Here is a 26,539-nt window from a genome sequence, read left to right on the forward strand (position 1 = left end):
GATCATCCAACCGCTGTAGGTTCGGTAAGCGCTAGCACACCGAGCGTGGAGGGGGCGCCATCGTCACGCCACATGCGCCTTCGGCTTATCCGGCCGAGCCGACATCCCCGCCGTTTTTACATCGAATTGCGATGAACTTTATTCTTTCCTTGCCTCACCGTGATGCATCCAGTGGCCCCTAGCTACCGTCCTTGCGCCACCCTTTGGAGCGTTTGCGCCGTTCCTGAACGGCCTTGATGATCGCGCGAGTGTCTTGCAGCGGATCCTCCAGGGCGTCGGCGGGGCGGAAGGCGACCTTGCCGGGCGGTGCCCCTTCGCGGTCAACATGCTCGCTGATGGCCGAGACATCTTCCGTGCTTATCAGCGAGGGGGTGTCCGACATCGGGTTCGCTCGGGTGACCAGCTGGCCTTCATATTCCCAGCAGCGTTGCGGTACCTGAGACACGCTCCAGCGGCGCCCTTGCCACTTCGCCACTCGGCCATCTTCCGCCAGCGTTAACTGATCGAGCGGCACCACGGCGGCAAGCAGCCGTGTATTGAGTACAATGCCCGTGTTGCCCACTCGCACCCCGCCTTGGTAGTTCCCTGCCTGCAGGGATTTCTTGACATGCCTGGGCGTGTTGGTCGACTCCAGTCCTCCCTGGCCGCACAGATGGAGGACATCATTGTCAATCTGCTTGATGATCCAGGCCTTGATCGGCGCTTTCTTGAAGAGGTGATGGATCATGTTGGGATTGTTCATATGTTGAATGGGCAGAAAGTGCTCGCGTGCAGCAAATCACTAATTGGAATTAGGGTTTGTTGACGTTGTTACTCCAACCGTGATCACTTAACACTACGCAATGGCGATGATGGTGGCAAACGCCCATCAAGCTTCGTGCCGCACGCCTGGCTAGCACGTTGATGGACGATCAGTACGCTCGATGTCAGGCCATGCTGGCGGTAAGGAGGCGAACGGCAAGGCGCAAGGCGGGCAGGAGAGCGACGGGACAGGGAAGCGCCGGATCGTGCCGGGATTATTCCCCGCGCTTGTCGTTGTGCTGTTCGTGGTGTGTCTCTTGCTCTTCTTCCTGGCGCTCGGCCAGGTACTTGTCGCGGTGATCGCCGGAGCAGAACCAGTCGCCGCGCACGCGCAGCGCGTCCTCCTCGGGCAGGTGCACCTGGCACCAGCGGCAGCGCACCATGCGGTTAGCCTGTGCGTCGCCTGCCTGCCGGGGACCTTCGCGGTCGAGTTTCCACTCGCGGTACATGCGGTAGAGCTTGAGGCCGGCGAAGAACAGCACGGCGAAGATGATCAGGCGAATCAGCAACAGGTTCATTCCTTGTAGAGCTCCCAAGTAGGGGTGGCCGGCTTTGCCACTCGGCCGCCCTTGCGGGACAATGGCGAGTATCCATCGATTCTCGAGAGATTTCCAAGCCCATGCAAGACCTGACCCTGGTGATGGCTCAGCTCGACCCGCTGGTCGGCGACATTCCCGGCAACGCTGATCTCGCCATCGAGACCGTGCGTGAAGCACGCATTGAGCATGGTGCCGATATTGTGGTGCTGCCCGAACTCTTCCTCACCGGCTACCCGCCGGAGGATCTGCTGCTGCGCCCCTCCATGGAGACCCGGCTGCGCCATGCCCGGGCCCACATGGCCGAGAAGATGGCCCGCGACGTGATGGTCATCGTCGGCTATCCGGGGCGCCGTGAGGGGCATAACTGGAACCTGGCCGGGGTGCTCTACAATGGCCAATGGCTCAGTGAGTACGCCAAGCAGGCGCTACCCAACTATGAGGTGTTCGATGAGCAGCGCTATTTCTCCCCGGGAACGCAGCCGCTGGTCATCGAGCACAAGGGCGCCAAGCTCGGCATTCTGATCTGTGAGGATATCTGGGCGGAGGCGCCGGTGCGCCAGGCGAGCCTCGCCGGTGCCGATATCCTGGTTACCCTCAATGCCTCGCCGTTCCATCAGGACAAACCCGCCGAGCGCCTGCAACTGTTCGAGCAACGTGCCCGTGAGGTTGGGCTGCCGCTGGTCTACGTCAATATGATCGGCGGCCAGGACGAACTGGTGTTCGACGGTGGCTCGTGCTGCGTCGATGCCAGGGGCGAGCTGATGGTACAGGCACCGCACTGGGCGGTAGGGCTGATGCCGGTGCAGTTTGTGCGCGAGAAGGGCGTTTGGGAGCCCCGCCCTGGCGAGACCCAGGCCGAGGTCGCGCCGGAGGAGGATCTCTACGGCGCCCTGGTCACCGGCCTGCGTGACTATGTCAACAAGTGTCGTTTCGAAGGGGTCGTACTGGGGCTCTCCGGGGGGATCGATTCGGCGCTGTCGCTGGCCATCGCCGTCGATGCCCTGGGGGCGCAGCGCGTGCATGCCATGATGATGCCCTACCACTACACGGCGGATATCTCCATGGAGGATGCCGCCGAGCAAGCCCGGCTGCTGGGGGTTCGCTACGATGTCTTGTCCATCGAGCCGATGGTCGAGGCCTTCAACGAGAGCCTCGCCGAGAGTTTCGCCGGCACCCTGGCCGACACTACCGAGGAGAACCTGCAGTCGCGCTGCCGGGGCGTGGTATTGATGGCGATCTCCAACAAGAAAGGCCTGATGGTGCTGTCCACCGGCAACAAGAGTGAGATGGCGGTGGGCTATGCGACCCTCTACGGCGACATGGTGGGGGGCTACAACGCCCTCAAGGACGTCTACAAGACCTGGGTCTATCGACTGGCGCGCTGGCGCAACAGCCAGTCGCCGGCGATTCCCGAGCGGGTCATCACGCGCCCGCCCTCCGCCGAGCTGGCCCCGAATCAGCAGGATAGCGACTCGCTGCCGCATTACGATGTCCTCGACGCCATCCTGGTGCGCTACATCGAAGGTGACATGAGCGCCGAGGCGATCATTGCTGCCGGCTTCGAGCGCGAGGACGTCTACAAGGTGGTCAAGCTGGTGGACCGCTGCGAGTACAAGCGCCGCCAGGCGCCGGTGGGGGTGCGGGTCACTCGTCGTGGCTTCGGCCGCGACCGCCGCTATCCCATCGTCAACGGCTGGCAGCCGGGCGACTGACAGCGCCGAGCGCCCAATGAATTGCGCTCCCAAAGAATGTGGAGCCACAGGACAGGTTGTCGTGGGAGCTTTGCTTGCAAAGCGATTGGTGCGCCGCTGAGGCTACCGCTTCGCGGCGGATCGCGCTGCAAGCAGCACTCCCACAGGGAGCTGTCGTCGTCCTCAGGCCGAGAGCGCCGGGGCGTCCACGTAGCGCGGTTCGAAGGTGCGGCCGCGCAGCTGATCGTGGTCAGGGGCGTTGTCGATCAGCACCTGCAGGGTTTCGCGGGCGCGGTCGAGCATGTTGAGGCCCAGGTAGCCTTCCACCATCACTGCCAGGGCGTCATGGGTGGCCTCGGACTGCGGGTAGTGCTCGATTACCCAACGGCCGCGCTCCACGGCGGCCAGGTAAGCGCCCTTGCGCAGGTAGAAGTCAGCGACATGCAGCTCATGGCGGGCCAGCACATTACGCAGGTAGACGATGCGCTGTCGCGCATCGGGGGCGTACTGGCTGTTCGGGAAGCGCTGAATCAGTTCGCGGAAGTCGCCGTAGGCATCGCGGGTGGCGCCCAGGTCGCGCTTGGCGATGTCGATCAGCCGCAGCCGCTCGAGGCTGAAGCGCCCGGCCTGCCAGGCGGCCATGCCGCGCATGTAGTAAGCGTAGTCCACCTGGGGGTGGTCGGGATGCAGACGGATGAAGCGACTGGCGGCGGCGCGCGCGCCTTCCCAGTCTTCGGTCGTGTAGTAGGCGTAGATCAGCTCCAGCTGGGCCTGCTGGGCATGCTCGCCGAAGGGGTAGCGGGTATCGATGGCCTCCAGCCGGTTGATGGCAGTGGTGTAGCGACCATCCTCCAGGGCCTCGCGAGCCTCTTCGTAGAGCTGGCGCTCGGCGACGCCCTCGAGTTCGTCTTTCTGGGAGTCGGTGCTGGCGCAGCTGGCCAGCAGGACGCCGGCCAGCAGCAGGGAGGCCAGGCGGGCAGGGGCGGTGATAACGCGCATCGTGATCCTCGTGTCTAACAACCCGGACGACCGTGGTAGAATCGGCCAATATCTGCCCACTATAAAGCACCTTGCGGCGAAACGCAGTCATCGCGCCCGGTGCGCAAAGGCCCAGTCTCGACCCATGCCCCAGACCCTCAAAGCACAGCATCGCGTTCCCGAACGCATGGCGGGCTTGCGCCTTGACCAGGCCGCCGCCGAACTCTTCGCCGACTTTTCCCGGGAGCGGCTCAAGGCCTGGATCAAGAGCGGGGCTCTGACCCTGGATGGCAGCCCGGCCAAGCCCAAGGACAAGGTCTACGGTGGCGAGGCTTTGGCCCTGGCCGCTGAGATCGAGGAGGATACCCGCTTCGAGCCCGAGGATATTCCCCTGACGGTGGTCTACGAGGACGATCAGCTGCTGGTGATCGACAAGCCGCCAGGGCTGGTGGTGCATCCCGCCGCCGGCAATCCCGACGGTACCCTGCTTAATGCCCTGCTGCACCATGACTCGGCGCTGGCATCCCTTCCCCGGGCAGGTATCGTCCACCGCCTGGACAAGGACACCAGCGGGCTGATGGTGGTGGCCAGGACCCTCGCCGCCCAGACCGCGCTGGTTGAGCAACTCCAGGCGCGCAGCGTCTCGCGGGAGTACGATGCCGTGGTGGTCGGGGTAATGACCGCCGGCGGCACCGTGGACGCGCCCATCGGCCGCCACCCGCGCGACCGCAAGCGCCAGGCGGTGAATGACTCGGGCAAGCCGGCGGTCACCCACTACCGGGTGGTGGAGCGCTTCCGCGCCCATACCCATGTGCGCTGCAAGCTCGAGACCGGCCGCACTCACCAGATCCGGGTACACCTGGCCCACCTGCGCTATCCGCTGATCGGCGACCCGGTCTACGGCGGGCGCCTCAAGCTGCCCGCCGGCGCCGGCGAGATGCTCAAGGAGATCCTGCGTGAGTTCCCGCGCCAGGCGCTGCATGCCCGCAAGCTGGCCTTCATGCATCCAGAGAGCGGCAGGCGGATGGCATTTCGTGCGCCGCTGCCGGATAACCTGCTGATGCTGCTCGACTACCTGCGCGAAGACCGCGAGACCATGCGCTAAGGACCCCGTGATGAGCGATACCTTCGACCTGCGCCCGACCGCCATCCGGCCTGACTGGCCGGCACCGGAGAGCGTGGGCGCCTTCGTTACCACTCGCGAGACTGGCCCCAGCCAGGGCCCTTTCGCTGCCTTCAATCCCGCCGAGAAGCTGGGCGACAACCCGGACCACGTGGCGCTGTGCCGCCGCCAGCTGGGGAAGGAAGTGGGCGATGGCCGCCCGCTTTTGTGGCTCGACCAGGTGCATGGCGCTCGAGTGCAGCACGCCTACTCCGACGCCCGACCCCAGGCGGATGCCGCGGTGGCCAGGAATCGCGATTACGCCTGCGTGGTACTCACCGCCGACTGCCTGCCGATATTCCTCTGCGACCGCAGCGGCGAACGGGTGGCGGTGGCCCATGGTGGCTGGCGCGGGCTGGCCGGCGGAGTGATCGAGGCCACGGTGGGGGCGATGGGCCTGCCGCCGGAGGAGCTGATGGCCTGGCTGGGCCCGGCGATCTCCAACGCCCAGTTCGAGGTCGGCCCCGAGGTCCAGCAGGCTTTCGTCGGCGTGCACCCGGAGACCGAGGTGGCCTTCGATCCCAGCCCCTACCGGCTCGGCCACTACATGGCCGATCTCTACAAGCTGGCTCGCCTGCGTCTCGAGCGCCTGGGTGTCGCCCATATCAGCGGCGGCCATTTCTGCACCGCCTGCGAGCCGCGCTTTTATTCCTACCGCCGCGATGATGGCCTCACTGGCCGCATGGCCAGTGTGATCTGGCTGCGCTGAAAACAGCGCCGAGCGGCAAGCATCCAGGAGCCCCAGGCTGGCTCCCTGTCGTTTTGAGCCATCCAGGCTTGGCGCTTGACTTGCGTCAACCTCTGCTCCCTTTCCCTGGCCGCCGACTTGAAAGCCGGCCACGCCGACTCCATTGATAACGTCAAGATACCTAGACAGGGTCAAATGGCGCGTCCGACCGCGCCGTCATCCCGATGGAGGAAGTGTTTATGCGTTTCGACAAGTTCACCGCCAAGCTGCAGAACGCCGTGGCGGACGCCCAGTCGCTGGCTGTGGGGCGCGGCCACAATCAGCTGGAGCCCGGCCATCTGCTGCTGGCGTTGCTGGAGGCCACCGATACTGGCGTCAAGGCGCTGATCCAGAAGGCCGGTGGTGATGCCGCCCGGCTGCGCGACGCCTTGGTGGGCCACCTCGACGACCTGCCCAAGGTCGCTGAGTTCACCGGCGAGGTGCAGCCCTCACGCGACCTGATCAAGCTGTTCAACCTCACCGACCGCGAGGCCCAGAAGCGCGGCGACCAGTACATTGCCAGCGAATTGGTGCTGCTGGCGGCGCTGGAAATGGGCGGCGCGGTGACCAAGCTGCTGACCCAGGCCGGCATCACCCGCAAGGCGCTGGAGACGGCCGTCGACAGCGTGCGCGGCGGCGAGAAAGTCGATGATCCTAATGCCGAAGACCAGCGCGAGGCGCTGGAGAAGTACACCCTGGACCTCAATGAGCGGGCGGCCAGCGGCAAGATCGACCCGGTAATCGGCCGCGATGACGAGATCCGCCGTACTATCCAGGTACTGCAGCGGCGCACCAAGAACAACCCGGTACTGATCGGCGAGCCCGGCGTGGGCAAGACTGCCATCGTCGAGGGCCTGGCCCAGCGCATCGTCGATGGCGAGGTGCCCGAAGGGCTCAAGGACAAGCGCGTGCTGTCGCTGGACATGGGCGCCCTGCTGGCCGGGGCCAAGTTCCGCGGCGAGTTCGAGGAGCGCCTCAAGGCGGTGCTCAAGGAGCTGGCCCAGGAGGAGGGCCGGGTGATCCTGTTCATCGACGAGCTGCACACCATGGTCGGCGCCGGCAAGGCCGAGGGCTCCATGGATGCCGGCAACATGCTCAAACCCGCCCTGGCCCGCGGCGAGCTGCACTGCGTGGGCGCGACCACGCTGGACGAGTACCGCAAGTACATCGAGAAGGACGCCGCCCTGGAGCGTCGCTTCCAAAAGGTGCTGGTGGACGAGCCCTCCGAGGAGGACACGGTGGCGATCCTGCGCGGTCTCAAGGAGCGCTATGAAGTGCATCACGGGGTCGACATCACCGATGGCGCGATCATCGCTGCGGCCAAGCTTTCGGCCCGCTACATCACTGATCGCCAGCTGCCTGACAAGGCCATCGATCTGATCGACGAGGCCTCCTCGCGCATCCGCATGGAGCTTGACTCCAAGCCTGAGGAGATGGACCGCCTCGATCGCCGGCTGATCCAGCTCAAGATGGAGCGCGAGCACCTCAAGAAGGAGACCGACGAGGCCTCGAAGAAGCGTCTCGAGAGCCTCGAGGAGCAGATCAATGAGCTCGAGCGCGAGTACGCCGACCTCGATGAGATCTGGAAGGCCGAGAAGGCCAGCATCCAGGGTGCGGCCCAGTTCAAGGACGCCCTCGACAAGGCACGCATTGACCTTGAGCAGGCGCGGCGCCAGGGCGATCTGGCGCGGATGTCGGAGATCCAGTACGGTGTGATTCCCGAGCTGGAGAAGAAGATCGCCGAAGCCGGCGAGGCCGAGGCCGATACCGATACTTCCAAGCATCGGCTGCTGCGCTCCAACGTCACCGAGGAGGAGATCGCCGAGGTGGTCTCGCGCTGGACCGGCATCCCGGTGGCCAAGATGCTCGAGGGTGAGCGCGACAAGCTGCTGCGCATGGAAGAGGCGCTGCATGAGCGGGTGATCGGCCAGGACGAGGCGGTGGCCGCCGTGGCCAACGCCGTGCGCCGCTCGCGGGCCGGCCTCGCCGACCCCAACCGGCCCAATGGCTCCTTTTTGTTCCTCGGCCCCACCGGGGTGGGTAAGACGGAGCTGTGCAAGTCGCTGGCCAACTTCCTCTTCGATACCGAAGAGGCGATGGTACGCATCGACATGTCGGAGTTCATGGAGAAGCACTCCGTGGCACGCCTGATTGGCGCGCCTCCCGGCTATGTCGGCTATGAGGAGGGTGGCTACCTGACCGAGGCGGTGCGCCGCAAGCCCTACTCGGTGCTGCTGCTCGACGAGGTGGAGAAGGCCCATGCCGACGTCTTCAACATCCTGCTGCAGGTGCTCGAGGATGGCCGCCTCACCGATGGCCAGGGGCGCACCGTGGATTTTCGCAACACGGTGATCGTGATGACGTCCAATATGGGCTCGGACATCATCCAGCGCATGGGCGGCGACGATTCGGACTACGACCAGATGAAGGAGATGGTGATGGCGGTGGTCGGCGACCACTTCCGCCCCGAGCTGATCAATCGCATCGACGAGGTAGTGGTATTCCACGCCCTTGGCCAGGCGCAGATCCAGGCCATCGCCGAGATCCAGCTCGATCGCCTGCGGGCACGACTCGCCGAGCACGATCTGCGCCTCGAGATCAGCCAGGCGGCGCTGGCCCTGCTGGCCGAGGTGGGCTTCGACCCGGTATTCGGTGCTCGGCCGCTCAAGCGGGCCATCCAGAGCCGTATCGAGAACCCGCTGGCCCAGGACCTGCTGGCCGGCAAGTTCTCGCCCGGAGAGGTTATTCATGTCGAAGCAGACGGTGACCAGCTGGTGTTCCAGCAGCGCTGAGCCCGCTGGCCAGCAAGCCGCATCGCATGGCGCCATCAACCAGTAGCCTGCCGCCCCGTGTCATCGGGCGGCAACGGTCTACACTGAGATTTAGGTTGCGTCCTGTAACCCCCTTGCCCGTCCCTTCCCCCGAGTGGACGGGCTTTTTTTTGGGTGTTTTGCCAATCGGCGTGAAAATAGCGGGAACCATGCCCCTCTCCTGACCTCGGGGAGCGAATCGCGTACTCTTTATTGCCTCTTTTGATTGCCAGGAAGCCTGCCGATGCAGACCGGTATCGCCTTTCGTCCCTCGCTACTGCTGCTGGCATGCCTGGCATCGTTCTCTCTTGCCTTGGCCGCGCCGCTTGCCGAGCCCACGGGTAAGGTGTTGCTGACCCTCAGTGGTGACATTGCCCACTCCAACAAGGGAGACGAGGCGCACTTCGATCGGGCCATGCTCGACGCCTTGCCATCGCATGTCATCGAGACCCATACACCCTGGCATCGCGGTAAGGGGCGCTACGAGGGTCCATTGATCCGGGCCCTGCTCGAGAGGGTCGGTGCTGATGATGCCGAACAGGTGCGCATTCGCGCACTCAACCATTACGAAGCGCAGGTGCCGGTGGCAGATTTCCGACGCCATGACGTGATCCTGGCCATGACCCGGGACGGTGAGCCGCTGTCCATCCGCGAGTATGGACCGCTGTTCGTGCTCTACCCCTTCGATGAGCATCCGGAACTGCTGACCGAGGCCATTCGCTTCCGTTCGGTGTGGCACGTCGAGCGGATCATCGTGCCTTGACTCGCTTTGGCCTGCTGCACTACCCCCTGCGACTCAAGCTAGGTGCCATCGCCGCCCTGGTGTTTTTTGCCGCCGCTCTGGTGGTGGTTGGCCTGGTGGCCTGGCGGCAGGACAGCCTGGCCGCGAGCGTGGGTGGCGATGCCACCTGGCATGCCTACAAGCTGGACCGCGACACCGTGCAGCTGCGCAGCTTTCTCGCCCAGCCCGAAGCGGTCCTCTCCGGACTGCGGCTGCGCTTCGAGCTCTTCTACAGCCGCCTGACCCTGATGCGCCAGGGCGATGTCACCGAGCTGGTCGCCCAGATTCCCGCGGCTGTTGACCTTATCGATGAGATCGAGGCACGCATCGAGGCGCTGGACGACGCCATCGCAGGGCTTGCCTCGCTGGAAATGGAGTCCCGGCAGGACCTGGAGCAGCGCCTGGAGGTGCTGGGCAACCGTACCGAGCGCCTGGTAATCGCCATCAATGGCTACCTGGCCGAGAGCGCGACCCACGAGCGGCGCCAGCTTCAGTGGCTCTATGGCCTGCTGCTGGTGCTTATCCTCGCCATGAGCTTCGCCGCCCTGCTGGTGGCGATGATGCTGTTCCGCGAGGCACGCGACAACGCCGCGGCCCGCCGCGACCTGGAGACACTCAGCCACGAGTTGCAGGCCACCGCGCGGCGTGCGGAGTCGGCGAGCCGGGCCAAGTCGGAGTTCCTGGCCACCGTGAGCCACGAGATACGTACCCCGCTCAATGGCGTCATCGGCATGAGTGACCTGCTGCTTGAGGAGCCTCTCGAGGAGCATCCCCGGCAGTATGCGGCCACCATCCACGACAGCGCCAACTTGCTGCTGGGGCTGATCAACGAACTGCTGGACTTCTCCAAGATCGAGGCCGGACGGCTCGACCTGGAATACCAGCCGCTGTCGCTTGCGGCACTGGTGGAGGGCTCGGTGTCGATCTTCGCCGCTCGCGCCGAGTCACGCGGGATCGGGCTTGAGGCGCGGGTATCCGAGGCGCTGCCCGCCTGGGTGATGGGGGATCCGGCGCGGCTGCGCCAGGTACTGCTCAACCTGGTCTCCAACGCCGTGAAGTTCACCGACCAGGGCCGGGTTGTTCTCGAGGCGTCGCTCGAGGATGACGAGACCCTGCGGCTGGAAGTGCGTGACTCCGGCTGCGGCATTCCCGCCGAACAGCGTGAGCGCATCTTCGAACCCTTCCGCCAGGGCGATGCCTCTACCGCACGGCGCTTCGGCGGTACCGGGCTGGGCCTGGCGATCTCACGCCGACTGATCGATGCCATGGGAGGCAGCATCGACATGCAGAGCGAGCCCGGTGTCGGCAGTCGCTTCTGGTGCCTGCTGCCGCTGGTGCCCGCCGCCGAGCCGGCGCAGGCTGTCGCGACGAGCCGGGCCGAGCTCGGCCAGCCACAGGGGGCGCGACTGCTGGTGGTGGAGGACAATCCTGTCAACCAGCGAGTCGCCCAGGCGATGCTCGAGCGGTTGGGGTGTCGTGTGACCCTGGCCGAGTCCGGCGAGGCGGCATTGGCCCTGACAGAGCGCCGGCACTTCGACCTGATCTTCATGGATGTTCAGATGCCCGACATGGACGGCCTGGAGGTGACCCGCCGGCTGCGCCAGCGCCACGGCTGGTCGGCCACGGTGCCCATTGTAGCCATGACCGCTGGCGGACCAGGGAGGGAGCGGGCGCGCTGCCTGGCCGCGGGGATGAATGGCTACCTCACCAAGCCGCTGCTCCAGGAGGCCCTGCTGGAGGTGCTGCGCCGCCATCTGGGCGGCAGTGCCATGGCGCCCACCCTCGCCATGAGCCAGCAGACACTGGCCGATCCGCTGATCCTGAATTCGCTTCGCGACTCCCTGGGCGAACAGGGAATGGCGTCGATGGTGGCGCTCTACCGCGACCAGGCCGAGGCGCACCTCGCCCAGCTCACCACGGCCCTCGAGGCGGGCGATGCCGGGCGGCTGCGACATGCGGCACACCAGCTGAAGGGAGAGTCCGCGAGCCTGGGGGCGGTGAAGGTGGCGGGGCTGGCCGCGCGGCTCGAGCGGCTGGCTTTCGAGGAGCAGCTCGCGGCGGCGGGTCCCGTCCTCGAGGAGTTGCACGCCTGCCTTGCCACCACCCTGGGCTCCCTGACCCGCTGGGTACAAGGCTCCGCGGACTGACTCCCCGGGCATTGTGGCCGCGCCGGGGGCCGGCCTACACTGGATTACTGCCTCGCCCCCGGAGTCGATGATGCCCCCCGATCCCACCGCGTTCACTGGCGCCCCCCCATTGTGCAGCGCGGTCTCGCGACATGCCGACCCTGCGGCTGCCGTGGCCGAGCTGGGCGAGGCGCTGCGTCATCCGGCGCTGGGGTTCGTGCTGTTCTTCTGCAGCGCCGACTATCCCCTCGAGGACCTGTCCCGGGCGATCACGCACACCTTCGGGCGGCTGCCGGTGGTGGGCTGCACCACCGCCGGCGAGATCAGCCCGACCGGCTATGAGCGTGGCTGTATCGTCGCCATCGGCTTCGCGAGGGGGGCCTTCGCCGTCGCCACCGCCCTGGTGGCCGACCTCGACCGCTTCGACCTGCTCGCCGCCCAGCGGCTGGTGGACGGCCTGCTGGAACGCTGCCGTCCTGAAGCCCCGGCGGGCGCCGAGCGCTTCGCCTTGACCCTGCTCGACGGCCTCTCCAGTCGCGAAGAGCAGGTGCTGGCCACTCTGGAGGCGGCGTTGGGGCGCATCCCCGGTTTCGGCGGCTCCGCCGGTGACGACAACCGCCTGGCGCGCACCCATGTCTATGCCGAGGGGCATTTCCACTCCCGGGCGGCGGTGGTGGTGATGGTGGCGACGCGGCTGCCCTTCGAGGTCTTCACCACCCACCACCTGCAGCCGCTGGACCACAAGCTGGTGGTCACCCGGGCGGACAGCGAGACACGTCGAGTGCTCGAGCTCAATGCGCTGCCTGCGGCCGAGGAATATGCGCGTCTGGTAGGGGCGCCAGTGGCGGCGCTGGATGCCGAGGCCTTTGCCCTGAATCCGCTGGCGGTGCGCATCGCCGACGCCCACTACGTGCGTTCGGTACAGCGGGTCAATTCCGACGGCAGCCTGAGCTTCTACTGCGCCGTGGAGACTGGCATCGTGCTGACCGCCATGCGTCCCACGCCGATGCTCGAGCAACTCGAGGTGGTCTTCGATGGCCTGGCGCAGCGTCTCGGCGAACCAGCCCTGGTGATCGGCTGCGACTGTTTCCTGCGCCGGCTCGAGATCGAGGCGCGTGGCGAGCTGGCGGCGGCCTCGCGGCTGCTGGCCCGGGGCCGGGTGATCGGCTTCAACACCTACGGCGAGCAGCACCATGGCATGCACCTCAACCAGACCTTCACCGGAGTGGCCATTGGATCCGCGACGTCCGCCTGAGCCTGGTGCCTCACCCGAGGCGCTGGCCGCCGAGAACGAACGGCTGCGCCGCATCTGCGCCGCCCTGATCGAGCGTGTGGAGGCGGGCGGCGTGCCCCATGGCGGCCCCTACGGCGCCTTCGAGCACTCGGTGCTGCTCGCCGAGCAGGTGCGCGAGCGCACCGAGACCCTGCAGCGCACCCTTGCGGCCCTGGAGCGCTCCCGGGCCGATGCCGAAGCGGCCAACCTTTCCAAGACCCGATTCCTCGCTGCGGTAAGCCACGACCTGCTGCAGCCGCTCAACGCGGCCCGGCTATTCGCCAGTGCACTGGAGGGACACCGCCTCCCCGACGAGTCGCAACGCCTGGTAGGCAGCATCAATCGCTCGCTGAAGGACGTCGAGGCGCTGATCGGCAGTCTGGTGGATATCTCGCGGCTCGATGCCGGGGTGCTCAGGCCCGATGTGACCAGCTTCCCCGCCGAGGAACTGCTCGGTGTGCTGGCCGAGGAGTATCGCCAGGTAGCCGCCAGCCGCGGCCTCGAGCTGCGCCATGTGCCAAGTGGCGCGGTGATCACCTCCGACCTGGCGCTGCTGGCGCGGGTGGTGCGCAACTTCCTGAGCAATGCCATTCGCTACACCCGCCACGGGCGTATCCTGCTTGGCTGTCGGCGGCGTGGCGAGGAACTGGAGATCATGGTCGGGGATACGGGGCCGGGTATCGCTCCGGCCCAGCAGCGAGTGATCTTCGATGAGTTCCATCGACTCGGTGCCGGCGGCGTGGAAGACGACCGCGGCCTCGGGTTGGGCCTGGCGATCGTCGAGCGCATCGCCGGCATGCTGGGCCATCCGCTGGGGCTGATCTCGCGCCCGGGGCAGGGGTCGCTGTTCTCGTTGCGGGTGCCCTACGGTACCTCACCGGCCACTCCCCACACGGCCAGGCACGAGACGCCGGGGCCTCTGGCCGGAGCGCGTGTCTGGGTAATCGACAACGATGCCGATATCCGCGACGGCATGGCCGCTCTGCTGGGTGGCTGGGGATGCCGGGTGGCAAGTGCCGCCACCCCTCAGGGGCTGGCAGGCACGCCGCCGGAAGTGCTGCTGGTGGACTATCACCTCGGCGAGGGGCAGCCGGATGGCCTGACGGTGGCCGGTCGGTTGCGGCGCCGCTACCCGGGCCTTCCGGTGGTGGTGATTACCGCCAACCATGATGCGGCCCTCAAGGCCCGTATCCGCGAGGCGGGCTACGCCTGCCTGCACAAGCCGCTCAAGCCGCTGCGGCTGAGGGTGTTGCTGGCCACGCTGCTGGAGGCTCAGCGTCCCCGCCGTGAGGCCAGGTAGGCGGCCAGGTCGAGTTCCCCGGCGAGCAGCACTGCCTGGATGCGGCTGGTGACGCCGAGGCGGCGCAGGATCGCCGAAACGTGGGTCTTCACCGTGGTCTCGGCGATACCCAGCTTGCGGGCGATGCCCTTGTTGGAGGCGCCGTGGCCGAGCGCTTCCAGCACCTCGAGTTGCTTTTTGGTAAGCCTCGTCAGGCGGTCGTCGAGGGGGGCCGGCGGCGAATCGTGCCTGGTGGGAGGCGGGCGGCGCATCACCTGGGGCGGCAGATAGAGGTGGCCCTCCAGGATGCGATCCAGCGCGGCCAGCAGATCGTCGCGGGGCGTCGACTTGGGGATGTAGCCCACCGCGCCGAGTTCGATCGCCTCGAGCACCGTGCGACGATCCTGTTCGGCGGAGAGGATCGCCACCGGCAGGTCGGGCAGGGCATCACGCAGCCGCGCCAGGCCATCGAGCCCGGCGGCATCGGGGAGTCCCAGGTCGAGCAGCAGCAGGTCGAGGCTCGCCTCGTGGCGTTGCGCCTCATGCATGGCCTGGGCCAGGCTGTCGGCCTCCAGCAGCCGGCAGCCGGGCAGGCCGGCGGCGATTACCGCGGCGATGGCCTCGCGAAACAGCGGATGGTCGTCGGCGACCATCAGGGTGGTCATGGTGCTCTCCTTTCCTCTCCTCTGCGGGCCGGGCCCTCCTACCAAGGAAGGAGGGCGCCTCCTGCCACCGGAGTATGTCGCAGATTGCGCTTACGACCAAGACTGACAGTGCACAGCCTCTATAACGACAATTTCAGGAGCCAAGCCATGATCTACGCCAATCCCGGTGAATCCGGTGCCGTCATCGCCTTCGAGAAACGCTACGGCAACTATATCGGTGGCGAGTTCGTGCCACCGGTCAAGGGGCAGTACTTCGACAACGTCAGCCCGGTCAATGGCGAGGTGTTCTGCGAGATCCCGCGCTCGAGTGCCGAGGACATCGACAAGGCGCTGGATGCCGCCCACGCCGCTGCCCCGGCCTGGGGCAAGACCTCCGCCGCCGAGCGCTCCAATGTGCTGCTCAGGATCGCCGACCGCATGGAGCAGAACCTCGAGATGCTGGCCGTGGCCGAGACCTGGGACAACGGCAAGGCGGTGCGCGAGACCCTCAACGCCGACCTGCCGCTGGCCGTCGATCACTTCCGCTACTTCGCCGGCTGCATCCGTGCCCAGGAGGGCAGCGCCGCGGACATCGATGCCAATACCGTGGCCTACCACTTCCACGAGCCGCTGGGCGTGGTGGGACAGATCATCCCCTGGAACTTCCCGCTGCTGATGGCCGTATGGAAGCTGGCACCGGCGCTGGCCGCGGGCAACTGTGTGGTGCTCAAGCCCGCCGAGCAGACCCCGGCCTCGATCCTCGAACTGATGAAGCTGGTCGGCGACCTGCTGCCGCCGGGGGTGGTCAACATCGTCAACGGCTATGGCGCCGAGGCCGGCCAGGCACTGGCCACCAGCAAGCGTATCGCCAAGATCGCCTTTACCGGCTCCACCCCGGTGGGCGCGCATATCCTCAAGTGTGCCGCCGACAACATCATACCCTCCACGGTAGAGCTGGGCGGCAAGTCGCCGAATATCTACTTTGCCGACATCATGAACGCCGAGCCGGAGTTCATCGACAAGGCCGCCGAGGGCCTGGTACTGGCCTTCTTCAACCAGGGCGAGGTGTGTACCTGTCCATCCCGGGCGTTGATCCAGGAGTCGATGTACGACGCCTTCATGGCCAAGGTCATGGAGAAGGTGGGTCAGATCACCCGCGGTAACCCGCTGGATACCGATGTCCAGGTCGGCGCTCAGGCCTCCCAGGAGCAGTTCGACAAGATCATGTCCTACATGGAGATCGCCCGGGAGGAGGGCGCCGAGTTCCTCACCGGTGGCAACAAGGAGAGCCTGGATCCGAGCATCGACAAGGGCTTCTATATTCAGCCGACCCTGCTCAAGGGCCACAACAAGATGCGCGTCTTCCAGGAGGAGATCTTCGGCCCGGTTGTCGCCGTGACCACCTTCAAGGACGAGGCTGAGGCGCTGGCCATCGCCAACGACACCGAGTTCGGCCTGGGCGCCGGGGTGTGGAGCCGCGATATCAATGTCGCTTTCCGCATGGGACGTGGGATCCAGGCCGGCCGGGTGTGGACCAACTGCTATCACCAGTATCCGGCCCACGCCGCCTTCGGCGGCTACAAGAAGTCCGGTGTCGGTCGCGAGACCCACAAGGTGGCCCTCGAGCACTACCAGCAGACCAAGAACCTGCTGGTCAGCTACGACATCAATCCGATGGGCTTCTTCTGAAGCCTCTGGCCGCTCGGTTGTTTTTCTGAGCGGCCCCCCAACGCCAAGAAGAGCGGTTGCATCGCTTCACTTGCTTCCCCTGGCGAGCATGAAGCAAAGGTGCAGCGTCAGGCTGCCCGCCAATCGAGGAGATATACAATGGATAACACGATGAAAGCTGCCGTGGTGCGAAAGTTCGGTGAGCCGCTGGCCATCGAAGAGGTCGCGACACCCCGGCCGCAGCAGGGTGAAATCCTGGTCAAGGTGGCCGCCTCCGGCGTTTGCCACACGGACCTGCATGCCGCCCACGGTGACTGGCCGGTCAAGCCCAATCCGCCCTTTATTCCAGGACATGAAGGGGTTGGCCATATCGTGGCAGTAGGTGAGGGTGTTACACATGTCAAGGAGGGCGACCGCGTCGGGGTGCCCTGGCTCTATTCGGCCTGTGGCTATTGTGAGCACTGTTTAGGAGGCTGGGAAACCCTGTGTGAATCTCAGCAGAATACCGGTTACTCGGTGAACGGCGGCTTCGCCGATTACACCTTGGCCGATGCCGGCTTCGTTGGCCGCCTGCCCGACAACGTCGACTTCCTCGAGATCGCGCCCGTGCTGTGTGCCGGAGTGACGGTCTACAAGGGGCTCAAGATGACGGATGCCCGCCCGGGGCAGTGGGTGGTGATATCAGGTATCGGCGGCCTCGGCCATATGGCGGTCCAATATGCTCATGCGATGGGCTTCAACGTAGCGGCAGTCGATATCGACGATGGCAAGTTGGCGCTGGCAGAGCGGCTGGGGGCTACAGTGACCGTCAATGCCATGAAAATCGATCCGGTTGACTATCTGAAGCGCGAGATCGGCGGCGCCCATGGCGCACTGGTCACGGCAGTATCGCCCAAGGCCTTCGATCAGGCCCAGCGCATGCTGCGCCGCGGCGGTACCCTGGTACTCAACGGCCTGCCGCCGGGCGACTTCCCCCTGCCGATCTTCGAAACCGTCCTCAACGGCATCACCGTACGCGGCTCCATCGTTGGAACCCGCCAGGATCTGCAGGAAGCGCTGGACTTCGCCGGCGAGGGCAAGGTCAAGTCCACGATCGCAACCGACAAGCTGGAGAACATCAATGAAATCTTCCAGCGCATGATCGATGGCCAGATCGAAGGGCGCGTGGTCCTCGACATGACGGGCTGACAGCGCAAGGGACGGACGTTCCCTGCCCCTGGGCGCGAGGTCAATCGCGCCTTCTCGGGCCCCTGGCCCCAGGCGAGCCACACTGGGCTGCTGTCTCGCACGACAACCTGATGGCCGGCCGTGAGGGTCGGCCATCTGTCAGGGCCGCATTACCATCTTCGCCTCGGTGAGCCGCTTGACCACGCTCTTGAAGCTGTTCTTGAGGATCAGCATTTCGCCATTGGTCAGGATGATCACGGCCACCGGCTCGTGGCGCGGTTCATTCTCCGCTTCGATCTCGGGGCGGATCTGCGCGATCTGATCGAGATGCACTAGCAGAACGTACTGCTCCTCGGTGGTAGGGAAGTCGGTGATGACCTCGATGAAGCGATGACTCATGGCCTTCTTGCTCCGTGAGTAGGGGGATGGTCTTCAGTGTAGTCGGGGGCGCGGCGGTGATCGTTGCTGAAGCCTATCGGGGCCAGGGCGCGAGGCGACGCGCGACTTTATTTGCCTCGTCGCTACACCTCCCGGCCGCTATGCGTCATCATCTCTCGCTCGGTTCAGATGGAGAAGCATGGTGATGATCGATCTCGAGGCTCCCGACCTCCATCAGCAGCGACTGCAGCGCGTGGTATCGCGGGTCAAATCCAGCGGTGCGCGACGAGTTCTCGACCTGGGGTGCGGCTCCGGTGGCCTGCTGCAGTATCTGCTGCGTGACCCGCAGTTCGAGCGGGTGGTGGGCCTGGAGCTCTCCGGCGAGCTGCTGGCCCAGGCCAAGCTGCGCCTGGAGGAGCTGCCGGCTGTTCGCGCGGGGCGTCTCGAACTGGTTTGCGGCTCCTATGCCGATCCCCACCCGGCACTGGTCGGCTTCGAGGCGGCGGCCATGGTGGAGACCATCGAGCATGTCCCGCCTGAGTCGCTCTCCCGGGTTGAACGTGCAGTCTTTTCCGGGTTGCGACCGCACCTGCTGGTGATGACCACCCCTAACCACGAATATAACCCGCTTTTCGACATGCCAGCGGGCGAGTTTCGCGACCCCGACCACAAGTTCGAGTGGGATCGGGCGCGTTTTCGCGCCTGGGCGCTGGGTGTCGCGCGACGTAACGGCTATCGGGTGCGCTTCTCGGGGGTCGGTGAGATGGATGATCAGCTTGGCCAGCCGACCCAGGTGGCGTGCTTCATGCGCTGAGTCGGTAGCGGGTGGCTGCCAAGATCCCTTGTCATTGCGGCGGGTCGCGCTAGCATGGCGGTATTGCGCGTTTACTTTCAGGAGCCGTCATGTGGCAGCAGCAGGAACTGCGTCTCGCGCCGCGTTCGCACGGCTTTCACCTAATCACCGACGAGGTGGTCGACAGCCTGCCCGATTTGCAGGAGGTCTCCATGGGTCTGCTGCACCTGCAGTTGCTGCATACGTCGGCGTCGCTGACCCTCAACGAGAACGCCGACCCGGACGTGCGCCATGACCTGGATGCCTTCCTGCGCAAGCGGATTCCCGGCGATCTGCCTTACTTTCGCCATACCCTCGAGGGGCCGGACGACATGCCGGCCCATGTCTGCGCCAGCCTGCTCGGGACCCAGCTGACCCTGGCGGTGCGCGATGGCCACCCGGTACTCGGCACCTGGCAGGGGATCTGGCTGGGGGAGCATCGCAAACACGCTGGGGCGCGGCGGTTAATGGCCACCCTCAACGGGGCCTGAAGCGCGCCCTTCCGCTCATAAGCGGGGACGGGGGTCAGGGACAAGTATCGCCAATCATTATTTCGGTGGTCATGACCCGGGACTGGGCGGGTTCCATCCCGAGTATCATGCGCGCGGCGATGCGGCCCTTTTCGGTGCTGTCCTGGCGGACGGTGGTCAGCCGGGGGGCACGATACTGCCCCTCGGCGATGCCATCGAAGCCGGTGATACGCAGGTCCCCGGGGATACGCAGGCCGCGCTGTTCGGCGAGCGTCACCACGGTCAGGGCGATGCGGTCGGACATGCACAGCAACAGGTCGGGCCGCTCGTCATCCGGCAGGTCGAGGATCTCCTCGATCACCGGGGTGCAGACCTCGAAGGTGTTCTCCTCGATGTTCCACATCGGCACCTCGGCCGGGTCGATGCCGGCCTCGGCGAAGGCTCGCTGGAAGCCGGCGAGGCGGGCCCGGGTGATGGTGCGCTCGGCCGAGAGCAGCGCCTGGTCGCCGTCGATGCGGCCATTGCAGGGCTGCTCGGTCAGCCGCAGGTTGATCACCGCAGGACGTCGCGTCGGTGTTCTCAGGGCATGGCGGGCGATGGCGTAGCACGCCGGCTCGTTGTCGACATGCACCGTGGCGTGATCCTCGATATCGAAGTCCACCGCCACCAGGGAACGCTCGGGAGGGAGGTCGGAGAACAGCTTCAGGCTCGGCATCAGGCCATAGATGATGAAGCCGTCGGCGATGCTCGAGGCGCCTGGCACGCTGGCGGCATTCTGGCGCCCCGAGAGCAGCAGCAGGGTGTGGCCGCGGGTGTCTAGCACCTCGGCGATACCCGAGAGCAGCTCGCTGGAGACCGCATCGTTGAGGCTGTAGGTCAGGCTCTCGGCGAGGATCACGGCGATGATCCGCGAACGGCCCGTGCGCAGGCTGCGGGCCCGGGCGTCGGGGCCGCTGTAACCCATGTGTCGGGCCTCGGTAAGGATGTGCTCGCGCAGCTTCGATGAGAGCTGGTCGGGCCGGTTGAAGGCGTTGGAGACGGTGGCGGTGGAGACGCCGAGCTCGTCGGCCAGGTCCTTGAGGGTCATGCGACGTGGCAGTACCAAGATCTTTCCTTGCTAAGCAATTCGTCGATCAGGATAACCGCTCATTGACCGATGGGACAGGATCGGTTCGCGGGCCTGCGCCACCCGGTCAGGCGGCGCGCCGTCCCGAGGCAATCTCCAGGGCCCGCTCCTCGGCATCGAACAGGTGCACATGCTCGAGTTCCGGCACCAGGGCGACTCGCTGGCCGAGCTCCCAGCGGCTGGGCGCCTCGCTGCGGTGGATCAGCAGGGTGTCGCCGACCCTGGGCTCGAGGTAGACGTAGACCTCGTTGCCCAGGTACTCGACGTTGACGATCTCGAAGCGGTTGTCGCCGTCGGCCTCGGCCAGGCGCAGGTGCTCGGGCCGCACGCCCAGCGACAGCTCGGCACCGGCGGGCTGGCCGCTGGCGTCCTGGGGAAGCGACAGCTCGCCGAGGCCTGGGGCCCTGACCCGGCAGCCCTCCTCGTTCCCACCGAGCAGTTCCGCCGGCATGAAATTCATGGTCGGCGAGCCAATGAAGCCGGCGACGAACTTGGTCAACGGCTGTTGGTAGAGGGTCTGGGGGCTGCCCACCTGCTCGATGCGGCCATCGCGCAATACCACGATCTTGTCGGCCAGGGTCATGGCCTCGACCTGGTCGTGGGTGACGTAGATCATGGTCGAGCCCAACCTGTGATGCAGGCGGGCGATCTCGTTGCGCATCTGCACGCGCAGCGAGGCGTCGAGGTTGGAGAGCGGCTCGTCGAACAGCAGGATGCGCGGCTCACGGGCCATGGCGCGACCCATGGCCACCCGCTGGCGCTGGCCGCCAGAGAGCTCCTTGGGCTTGCGGTGCAGCAGATCCTCGAGCTGCAGGATCCGGGCCGTGGCCATCACCCGCTCATCGACGGTTTGCTTGGCCATCTTGGCCAGCTTGAGGCCGAAGGCCATGTTCTCGTAGACCGTCATGTGCGGGTAGAGGGCGTAGGACTGGAACACCATGCCCACGCCGCGTTCGCGGGGCGGCAGGTCATTGACCACGTCGTCGGCGATCCTGAGCTCGCCGTCGCTGATCGACTCCAGCCCGGCGATCAGGCGCAGCAGGGTCGACTTGCCGCAGCCCGAGGGGCCGACGAAGACCACGAACTCGCCATTGCCGACCTTGAGGTCGACATCCTTGATGATGTGCTCATGTCCGAACGTCTTGTTGAGCTTTTCCAGGGTCACGCTTGCCATCTTGCGGCTCCTGGCCGGCCTCGGAGCCGGCCTTGTTGTGTGTTGTCAGTGGTCGAAGGCCAGGAAGGCCGCCTGATACGGCGGCAGGGTCAGGATGTCGCCATCGAGTGCCGAGACGAAGCCGTGCCCCTGGAGCGGGATGCCGGAGTGGGGCAGTGTCGTGCTCAGGGTTCTGCCGCCGAGGTTGAAGATGCACAGCAGGCGCTCCTGGGCGCTTTCGCGCAGGAAGCCAAGCAGCTCCTCGCCGACATCGATCAGGGTGAGGTCGCCGTCGACCAGCGCCGGATGCGCGGTGCGGAAGGCCAGCAGCGTGCGGGTGGCGGTCAGCGGCGAGCCGGGGTCGGCCTGCTGGTTCTCGACGGCCAGCGGCAGGTGGCGCTCCTCCACCGGCAGCCAGGGCTCCACGGGCGAGAAGCCGCCCTGCGGGGCCTGGCGCCAGGGCATCGGCGTTCGGCAGCCATCGCGGCCCTTGAAATCCGGCCACAGCACCTTGCCGTAGGGGTCCTGGATGCGCTCGAAGGGCACCTCGGCCTCGGGCAGGCCGAGCTCCTCGCCCTGGTAGAGACAGACGCTGCCGCGCAGCGAGAAGAGCATGGCCAGCATCACCTTGGGGTAGGCCACGGGATCCTCGCCTCGGCCCCAGCGGGTAGCGCTACGCTCCACGTCATGGTTGGAGGTCGCCCAGCAGGGCCAGGCGTCGCCGGCCAGACGCTGGAAGCGCTCGATCACCTCGCGGATGTAGGCCGGCGAGTGGGGCGCGTTGAGCAGGTCGAAGGTGTAGGCCATGTGCAGCTTGTCGCTGCCGGCGGTGTATTCGGCCATACGCTCGAGCGGGTTGTCGTCGCCGATCTCGCCGACCGTGGTGGTGCCGGGGAACTCGTCCATCAGGGCGCGCAGCTCGCGCAGGAAGTCCAGGTTCTCCGGACGGCTGATGTCATAAACGTGGCGCTGCCAGGTATAGGGGTTGGCATCCGGCGCGCCCAGGGTCTTGGGACTGCCCGGCGGCACCGGTGGGTTGTCGGTGAGTGCGGCGTCGTGGAAGTAGAAGTTGACGGTATCCAGGCGGAAACCGTCGACGCCAAGCTCCAGCCAGAAACGCATGTTATCGAGCTGTGCCTGTCGGACTTCCGGGTTATGGAAGTTGAGGTCTGGCTGGCTGGTCAGGAAGTTGTGCAAATAGTACTGGCGGCGGCGCGGATCGAAGGTCCAGGCCGGCCCGCCGAAGATCGACAGCCAATTGTTGGGTGGCGTGCCGTCGGGTTTGGGGTCCGCCCACACATACCAGTCGGCCTTGGCATTGGTGCGATCGGCGCGGCTCTCCTGGAACCAGGGGTGCTGGTCCGAAGAGTGGCTGATCACCTGGTCGATGATCACCTTCAGGCCCAGCGCGTGGGCCTTCGCCAGCAGGGTCCTGAAGTTCTCCAGGGTGCCGAACATCGGGTCGACGTCGCGGTAGTCGCTGACGTCGTAGCCGAAGTCGAGCATCGGCGAGGTGAAGAAGGGCGATAGCCAGATGCCGTCGACATTCAGGCTGGCGACGTAGTCCAGCTTCTCGGTGATGCCCGCCAGGTCGCCGATGCCGTCAGCGTTGCTGTCCATGAAGCTGCGCGGGTAGATCTGGTAGATGACGCCGCCGCGCCACCAGGTCAGGGTGTCTTGCATCTTGGGTTCCATTAGTTGATTTAGCCCTTGACCGCACCGGCGGTCAGGCCGGAGACGATGCGCTTCTGGAAGATCATCACCAGGATCACCAGGGGCACGGTGACGGTCACCGAAGCGGCCATGATCGGCCCCCAGGGCAACTCGTGCTGGCTGCCGCCGGAGATCAGGGCGATCGCCACCGGCACGGTGCGCTGGTCGTCGGTGAGCGTGAAGGTCAGGGCGAAGAGGAATTCATTCCAGGCGGCGATGAAGGCCAGCAGGCCGGTGGTCGCCATGGCCGGCCACATCAGCGGCAGGAACACCTTGGTGATGGTCACCCAGGGGGTGGCGCCGTCCATTATCGCTGCTTCTTCAAGCTCCATGGGCAGCTGCTTCATGAAGGTGGTCAGCACCCAGACGGTGAAGGGCAGAGTGAAGATGGTGTAGCTCAGGATCAGGCCGGCTGGGTTGTTGTAGAGGCCGAGCCCACGGATCACCTCGAAGAGCCCCGAGAGCACTGCCACCTGGGGGAACATCGAGACCCCGAGGATTACCAGCATCACCGTGGTCCGGCCACGGAAGCGCACCCGGCCCAGCGCATAGGAAGCGGTGATGCCGAGCAGCAGGGCGATGAAGACCACGGAGAGCGAGACGATGATCGAGTTGAAGATGGCGCGCACGAAGCTCTTCTGGGTGAAGATCTGCACGTAGTTGCCGAAGTCCACCGATGACAGCCAGAAGTCGACCCGGAACAGCTCGCTGGAGGGTTTCAGCGAGGTGATCACTGCATAGTAGAAGGGGAAGACCGCGTAGACCATCACCACGGCGATCAGGGTATAGAACCCGACCCGCTTGGCGAGCTTGGTCAGCTGATACTGGTTCATTGGTCCACTCCCAGTTGGCGGCGGCCCAGGTAGAGGTAGATCACCACGGCCAGGGCGATGATCAGGAACAGTATCGTCGAGGCGGCGCTGCCGTAGCCGACGTCCTGGAACTCGACCAGCTGCTGGCGGGCGTAGATCGACATGGTCATGGTGCTGGTGGAGTTGGAGGTCAGCACGTAGATCACGTCGAACACCCGCAGGGCATCGAGCAGTCGGAAGATCGCCGCCACCAGCAGGGCCGGGGTGATCAGTGGCAGGGTTACGCGGAAGAACACCTTGACCGGATGGATGCCGTCGACTTCGGCGGCTTCAAAGCAGTCCTTGGGCAGCATCTGCAGGGCGGCCAGCACCAGCAGCGCGACGAAGGGGATGGTCTTCCAGACGTCGACCATGATCACCGCCCACATGGAGTAGCTGGCGCTGGCGGTCCAGGCGATGGGCGAGTCGATGATGCCGACCGCCATCAGCAGGTGGTTGATGATCCCGAACTGGTCGTTGAGCATCCAGGCCCACATCTTGGCCGAAACGATGGTGGGGATGGCCCAGGGAATCAGCACCGCGGCACGTACCAGCATGCGCCCCTTGAACTCGACGTTGAGCAGCAGCGCGACGATGACACCAAACACCACTTCGAGTGACACAGAAACGGCGCTGAAATAGAGCGTGTTCCATACTGAAGTCCACCACACCGGGTCAGTCAGCAGGCCGTACCAGGCGCCGTCGTCATGGACCAAATAGTTCTCGATGCCGATAAAGGTGGCGCTGGCGGTATCCGACAGCGAGGCATCGGTGAAGCTGAAGTAGAAGGTGCGCAGCAGCGGCCAACCGGCGACAAGTGCCAGGGCCACCAGCATGGGCATGAGAAACAGCCAGGCAGCGCGAACCCGCTGGCGGCGTACCTTGGTACTACGATACCCCCCCTTAGGAGGGGGGGCGGCGGAGCTCACAGCCTGTGGAGTGGGCTCGGTGACGGGTGTCGACATGGGTACCTCCGGGATCACCAGTGGCGGCGCTTGATGCGCGAGAGCTCGTTTTTCACCTGGGCGACGGCCTCAGCACCGCTCTGCTCGCCGGAGAGCACCTGGTGCACGGCGTTGAAGAAGCTGTTGCTGACTCGCCCATATTTGTCGCCGGTGGGAGCGGAGGGGCGTGCCACGGCATTGGTGAATGTCTCGTAGAGGGTGCCGAAGAAAGGCACGGCGGCGAGTACCTCCTCGTCCTCATAGAGCGAGACCAGGGTGGGGTTGTAGGCGCCTTCAATGGCGCGACGCTTCTGCTCGGCCTTGCCGGTCAGGAAGGCCACCAGGTCGGCCGCGACCTCGGGGGACTCGGTATACTTCGAGATCGCCAGGTTCCAGCCGCCGAGGGTCGCGGCACTTTCGCCGTCGGGACCATGGGGCAGCTTGACCACGCCGACCTTGTTGCGCACGTTGCTGTCCTCGCTCTGGGCCAGCGACCAGGCATAAGGCCAGTTGCGCATGAACACCGCGTTGCCGCTCTGGAAGATGCCGCGGGCCTCCTCCTCGGTGTAGTTGAGCACACCTTTCGGGGCGATGTTGCCGATCCAGCTGGCAGCGAGATCCAGCGCCTCGGCGGCCCGGGCGTTGTCGATGGTGATCTCGCCCTCGGCATCGACGATGGTGCCGCCGCCGTAGCTGGCTATCCATTCCAGGGCGTTGCAGGTCAGCCCCTCGTAGGCGCGGCCCTGGAAGACGTAGCCCCACATCCGGTCATTGCCGGCCGCGCGCTCGGCGTCCTGGATCTCGCTGGCGATCACGGTCAGCTGCTCCCAGGTCACGGGGGCTTCGAAGCCGTGCTCCTCGAGCAGGTCCTTGCGGTAGTAGAGCACCCCGGCGTCGGTGAACCAGGGCATCGCCACCAGACGGCCGTCGATGGTGTTGTTGGCGACGATGGTATCGAAGTGGCCGGCGGCGGCATCCTCGCCGAGGGTCTCGCCGAGGTCGAGCAGGTGGTTGGCCAGCAGGCCCGGCCACACCACGTCGATCTGCATCACGTCGATGTCGCTGGATCGGGCGGAGAGGATCTGCTGGTAGAGCGAGAGTCGCTCGGTGGAGGAGTTGGGGGTGGAGACGATGTTGACGGTGTGGCCGGTTTTCTCCTCCCACGCCTCGACGCCCTGCTCGCACAGGGCGAGCTCGGCGCCCACTGCGCCGCAGGAGATGGTCAGTTCCACTGCCTGGGCCTGGCTGCCGCTCACGGCAGCGCCGGCCAGGGCGAAGGCTGAGATCAGGGTCTTCTTGAGCATGCTGGCTTCCTCGTCACTTGTTGTTGTCGCTGTCAGAGTATGAGGACCGATCGCGACTTGCCACTTGCAGGTGCCTAGACGTTCGTTCCTTCACGACTTAAACGATTAAGATTGTGTCTGAA

Annotated in this window: 23 protein-coding genes; 12 read left to right on the forward strand and 11 right to left on the reverse strand. The window is 65.6% G+C overall.

Features of this window, described 5'->3' with window-relative positions:
* Nucleotides 1-178 precede the first annotated feature (178 nt).
* Together DFO68_RS05575 and DFO68_RS05580 are read right to left on the reverse strand one after the other, a co-directional pair.
* Complete coding sequence (locus DFO68_RS05575) at nucleotides 179-727, reverse strand: hypothetical protein (protein WP_133482689.1); 549 nt, start codon at nucleotides 725-727, stop codon at nucleotides 179-181.
* A 289-nt stretch (nucleotides 728-1,016) separates the two neighbouring features.
* Nucleotides 1,017-1,319 carry a PP0621 family protein gene (locus tag DFO68_RS05580; RefSeq protein WP_133482690.1) on the reverse strand — a complete coding sequence of 101 codons (303 nt, stop codon included), beginning with the start codon at nucleotides 1,317-1,319 and terminating at the stop codon, nucleotides 1,017-1,019.
* A gap of 101 nt (nucleotides 1,320-1,420) precedes the next feature.
* Here DFO68_RS05580 and DFO68_RS05585 point away from each other — a divergent pair, with 101 nt between their 5' ends.
* The gene (locus DFO68_RS05585; RefSeq protein ID WP_133482691.1) at nucleotides 1,421-3,052 is read left to right on the forward strand and encodes an NAD+ synthase; all 1,632 of its coding nucleotides are present in this window, start codon (nucleotides 1,421-1,423) and stop codon (nucleotides 3,050-3,052) included.
* Nucleotides 3,053-3,214: 162 nt separating this feature from the next.
* On the opposite strand, the gene DFO68_RS05590 is transcribed toward DFO68_RS05585, so the two are convergent.
* Nucleotides 3,215-4,030, reverse strand: coding sequence for an outer membrane protein assembly factor BamD (locus DFO68_RS05590; RefSeq protein WP_133482692.1), 816 nt, complete (start codon nucleotides 4,028-4,030; stop codon nucleotides 3,215-3,217).
* A 124-nt stretch (nucleotides 4,031-4,154) separates the two neighbouring features.
* Between DFO68_RS05590 and rluD the strand changes: the two genes are divergently transcribed.
* The 7 genes from rluD (at nucleotide 4,155) to DFO68_RS05625 (ending at nucleotide 14,188) form a co-directional block, all read left to right on the forward strand.
* A complete protein-coding gene (gene rluD, locus DFO68_RS05595) occupies nucleotides 4,155-5,114 on the forward strand; it encodes a 23S rRNA pseudouridine(1911/1915/1917) synthase RluD (protein ID WP_133482693.1) in 960 nt (319 codons plus the stop codon).
* Nucleotides 5,115-5,124: 10 nt separating this feature from the next.
* Nucleotides 5,125-5,880, forward strand: a complete 756-nt coding sequence (pgeF, locus tag DFO68_RS05600) for a peptidoglycan editing factor PgeF (RefSeq protein WP_133482694.1) — start codon at nucleotides 5,125-5,127, stop codon at nucleotides 5,878-5,880.
* Between the two features lie 218 nt (nucleotides 5,881-6,098).
* A complete protein-coding gene (gene clpB, locus DFO68_RS05605) occupies nucleotides 6,099-8,690 on the forward strand; it encodes an ATP-dependent chaperone ClpB (RefSeq protein ID WP_133482695.1) in 2,592 nt (863 codons plus the stop codon).
* Nucleotides 8,691-8,952: 262 nt separating this feature from the next.
* Nucleotides 8,953-9,471: a molybdopterin-dependent oxidoreductase gene (locus DFO68_RS05610; protein WP_133482696.1), complete on the forward strand. Its 519-nt coding sequence runs from the start codon at nucleotides 8,953-8,955 to the stop codon at nucleotides 9,469-9,471.
* The gene (locus DFO68_RS05615) at nucleotides 9,468-11,636 is read left to right on the forward strand and encodes an ATP-binding protein (protein ID WP_243726427.1); all 2,169 of its coding nucleotides are present in this window, start codon (nucleotides 9,468-9,470) and stop codon (nucleotides 11,634-11,636) included. The genes DFO68_RS05610 and DFO68_RS05615 overlap by 4 nt, the downstream gene beginning before the upstream one ends.
* A gap of 70 nt (nucleotides 11,637-11,706) precedes the next feature.
* The gene (gene nosP, locus DFO68_RS05620; protein WP_133482697.1) at nucleotides 11,707-12,870 is read left to right on the forward strand and encodes a nitric oxide-sensing protein NosP; all 1,164 of its coding nucleotides are present in this window, start codon (nucleotides 11,707-11,709) and stop codon (nucleotides 12,868-12,870) included.
* Nucleotides 12,848-14,188 (forward strand): ATP-binding response regulator, encoded by a 1,341-nt coding sequence (locus tag DFO68_RS05625; RefSeq protein WP_243726428.1) that lies wholly within the window; start codon nucleotides 12,848-12,850, stop codon nucleotides 14,186-14,188. The genes nosP and DFO68_RS05625 overlap by 23 nt, the downstream gene beginning before the upstream one ends.
* On the opposite strand, the gene DFO68_RS05630 is transcribed toward DFO68_RS05625, so the two are convergent.
* Entirely contained in the window at nucleotides 14,161-14,832 is a 672-nt protein-coding gene (locus tag DFO68_RS05630; RefSeq protein WP_133482699.1) for a response regulator, read from the reverse strand. The two genes, DFO68_RS05625 and DFO68_RS05630, sit on opposite strands and share 28 nt — an antisense overlap.
* Before the next feature lie 147 nt (nucleotides 14,833-14,979).
* Here DFO68_RS05630 and exaC point away from each other — a divergent pair, with 147 nt between their 5' ends.
* A complete protein-coding gene (exaC, locus tag DFO68_RS05635) occupies nucleotides 14,980-16,500 on the forward strand; it encodes an acetaldehyde dehydrogenase ExaC (RefSeq protein WP_133482700.1) in 1,521 nt (506 codons plus the stop codon).
* A gap of 138 nt (nucleotides 16,501-16,638) precedes the next feature.
* Complete coding sequence (gene adhP / locus DFO68_RS05640; RefSeq protein WP_205743486.1) at nucleotides 16,639-17,667, forward strand: alcohol dehydrogenase AdhP; 1,029 nt, start codon at nucleotides 16,639-16,641, stop codon at nucleotides 17,665-17,667.
* Nucleotides 17,668-17,805: 138 nt separating this feature from the next.
* Here the strand turns inward: adhP and DFO68_RS05645 are convergent, their stop codons facing one another.
* A complete protein-coding gene (locus tag DFO68_RS05645; RefSeq protein ID WP_133482701.1) occupies nucleotides 17,806-18,045 on the reverse strand; it encodes a hypothetical protein in 240 nt (79 codons plus the stop codon).
* A 184-nt stretch (nucleotides 18,046-18,229) separates the two neighbouring features.
* On the opposite strand from DFO68_RS05645, the gene DFO68_RS05650 reads away from it, so the two are divergent.
* Together DFO68_RS05650 and DFO68_RS05655 are read left to right on the forward strand one after the other, a co-directional pair.
* Nucleotides 18,230-18,838 (forward strand): methyltransferase domain-containing protein, encoded by a 609-nt coding sequence (locus DFO68_RS05650; RefSeq protein WP_133482807.1) that lies wholly within the window; start codon nucleotides 18,230-18,232, stop codon nucleotides 18,836-18,838.
* A gap of 89 nt (nucleotides 18,839-18,927) precedes the next feature.
* Nucleotides 18,928-19,347: a secondary thiamine-phosphate synthase enzyme YjbQ gene (locus DFO68_RS05655; protein WP_133482702.1), complete on the forward strand. Its 420-nt coding sequence runs from the start codon at nucleotides 18,928-18,930 to the stop codon at nucleotides 19,345-19,347.
* A gap of 34 nt (nucleotides 19,348-19,381) precedes the next feature.
* Here the strand turns inward: DFO68_RS05655 and DFO68_RS05660 are convergent, their stop codons facing one another.
* The 6 genes from DFO68_RS05660 to DFO68_RS05685 all read right to left on the reverse strand — a co-directional run bounded on the left by DFO68_RS05660 (nucleotide 19,382) and on the right by DFO68_RS05685 (nucleotide 26,417).
* Entirely contained in the window at nucleotides 19,382-20,431 is a 1,050-nt protein-coding gene (locus tag DFO68_RS05660) for a LacI family DNA-binding transcriptional regulator (RefSeq protein WP_243726429.1), read from the reverse strand.
* Between the two features lie 88 nt (nucleotides 20,432-20,519).
* Nucleotides 20,520-21,626 (reverse strand): ABC transporter ATP-binding protein, encoded by a 1,107-nt coding sequence (locus tag DFO68_RS05665; RefSeq protein WP_133482703.1) that lies wholly within the window; start codon nucleotides 21,624-21,626, stop codon nucleotides 20,520-20,522.
* A gap of 45 nt (nucleotides 21,627-21,671) precedes the next feature.
* Complete coding sequence (locus DFO68_RS05670) at nucleotides 21,672-23,288, reverse strand: alpha-glucosidase (protein ID WP_133482704.1); 1,617 nt, start codon at nucleotides 23,286-23,288, stop codon at nucleotides 21,672-21,674.
* Nucleotides 23,289-23,308: 20 nt separating this feature from the next.
* Nucleotides 23,309-24,151, reverse strand: a complete 843-nt coding sequence (locus DFO68_RS05675) for a carbohydrate ABC transporter permease (protein WP_133482705.1) — start codon at nucleotides 24,149-24,151, stop codon at nucleotides 23,309-23,311.
* Nucleotides 24,148-25,134, reverse strand: coding sequence for a carbohydrate ABC transporter permease (locus tag DFO68_RS05680; protein ID WP_133482706.1), 987 nt, complete (start codon nucleotides 25,132-25,134; stop codon nucleotides 24,148-24,150). Before DFO68_RS05680 ends, DFO68_RS05675 begins: the two co-directional genes overlap by 4 nt.
* Before the next feature lie 14 nt (nucleotides 25,135-25,148).
* The gene (locus tag DFO68_RS05685) at nucleotides 25,149-26,417 is read right to left on the reverse strand and encodes an ABC transporter substrate-binding protein (RefSeq protein ID WP_133482707.1); all 1,269 of its coding nucleotides are present in this window, start codon (nucleotides 26,415-26,417) and stop codon (nucleotides 25,149-25,151) included.
* Nucleotides 26,418-26,539 lie beyond the last annotated feature (122 nt).

This window comes from Halomonas ventosae (assembly GCF_004361885.1).
Taxonomy (GTDB): domain Bacteria; phylum Pseudomonadota; class Gammaproteobacteria; order Pseudomonadales; family Halomonadaceae; genus Halomonas; species Halomonas ventosae_C.

Bases quoted from the DNA above. Each gene is read 5' to 3' on its own strand.
- DFO68_RS05575 (WP_133482689.1), bottom strand. From the start codon at position 727: ATGATCCATCACCTCTTCAAGAAAGCGCCGATCAAGGCCTGGATCATC.
- DFO68_RS05580 (WP_133482690.1), bottom strand. From the start codon at position 1,319: ATGAACCTGTTGCTGATTCGCCTGATCATCTTCGCCGTGCTGTTCTTC.
- DFO68_RS05585 (WP_133482691.1), top strand. From the start codon at position 1,421: ATGCAAGACCTGACCCTGGTGATGGCTCAGCTCGACCCGCTGGTCGGC.
- DFO68_RS05590 (WP_133482692.1), bottom strand. From the start codon at position 4,030: ATGCGCGTTATCACCGCCCCTGCCCGCCTGGCCTCCCTGCTGCTGGCC.
- rluD (WP_133482693.1), top strand. From the start codon at position 4,155: ATGCCCCAGACCCTCAAAGCACAGCATCGCGTTCCCGAACGCATGGCG.
- pgeF (WP_133482694.1), top strand. From the start codon at position 5,125: ATGAGCGATACCTTCGACCTGCGCCCGACCGCCATCCGGCCTGACTGG.
- clpB (WP_133482695.1), top strand. From the start codon at position 6,099: ATGCGTTTCGACAAGTTCACCGCCAAGCTGCAGAACGCCGTGGCGGAC.
- DFO68_RS05610 (WP_133482696.1), top strand. From the start codon at position 8,953: ATGCAGACCGGTATCGCCTTTCGTCCCTCGCTACTGCTGCTGGCATGC.
- nosP (WP_133482697.1), top strand. From the start codon at position 11,707: ATGCCCCCCGATCCCACCGCGTTCACTGGCGCCCCCCCATTGTGCAGC.
- DFO68_RS05630 (WP_133482699.1), bottom strand. From the start codon at position 14,832: ATGACCACCCTGATGGTCGCCGACGACCATCCGCTGTTTCGCGAGGCC.
- exaC (WP_133482700.1), top strand. From the start codon at position 14,980: ATGATCTACGCCAATCCCGGTGAATCCGGTGCCGTCATCGCCTTCGAG.
- adhP (WP_205743486.1), top strand. From the start codon at position 16,639: ATGGATAACACGATGAAAGCTGCCGTGGTGCGAAAGTTCGGTGAGCCG.
- DFO68_RS05645 (WP_133482701.1), bottom strand. From the start codon at position 18,045: ATGAGTCATCGCTTCATCGAGGTCATCACCGACTTCCCTACCACCGAG.
- DFO68_RS05650 (WP_133482807.1), top strand. From the start codon at position 18,230: ATGATCGATCTCGAGGCTCCCGACCTCCATCAGCAGCGACTGCAGCGC.
- DFO68_RS05655 (WP_133482702.1), top strand. From the start codon at position 18,928: ATGTGGCAGCAGCAGGAACTGCGTCTCGCGCCGCGTTCGCACGGCTTT.
- DFO68_RS05665 (WP_133482703.1), bottom strand. From the start codon at position 21,626: ATGGCAAGCGTGACCCTGGAAAAGCTCAACAAGACGTTCGGACATGAG.
- DFO68_RS05670 (WP_133482704.1), bottom strand. From the start codon at position 23,288: ATGCAAGACACCCTGACCTGGTGGCGCGGCGGCGTCATCTACCAGATC.
- DFO68_RS05675 (WP_133482705.1), bottom strand. From the start codon at position 24,151: ATGAACCAGTATCAGCTGACCAAGCTCGCCAAGCGGGTCGGGTTCTAT.
- DFO68_RS05680 (WP_133482706.1), bottom strand. From the start codon at position 25,134: ATGTCGACACCCGTCACCGAGCCCACTCCACAGGCTGTGAGCTCCGCC.
- DFO68_RS05685 (WP_133482707.1), bottom strand. From the start codon at position 26,417: ATGCTCAAGAAGACCCTGATCTCAGCCTTCGCCCTGGCCGGCGCTGCC.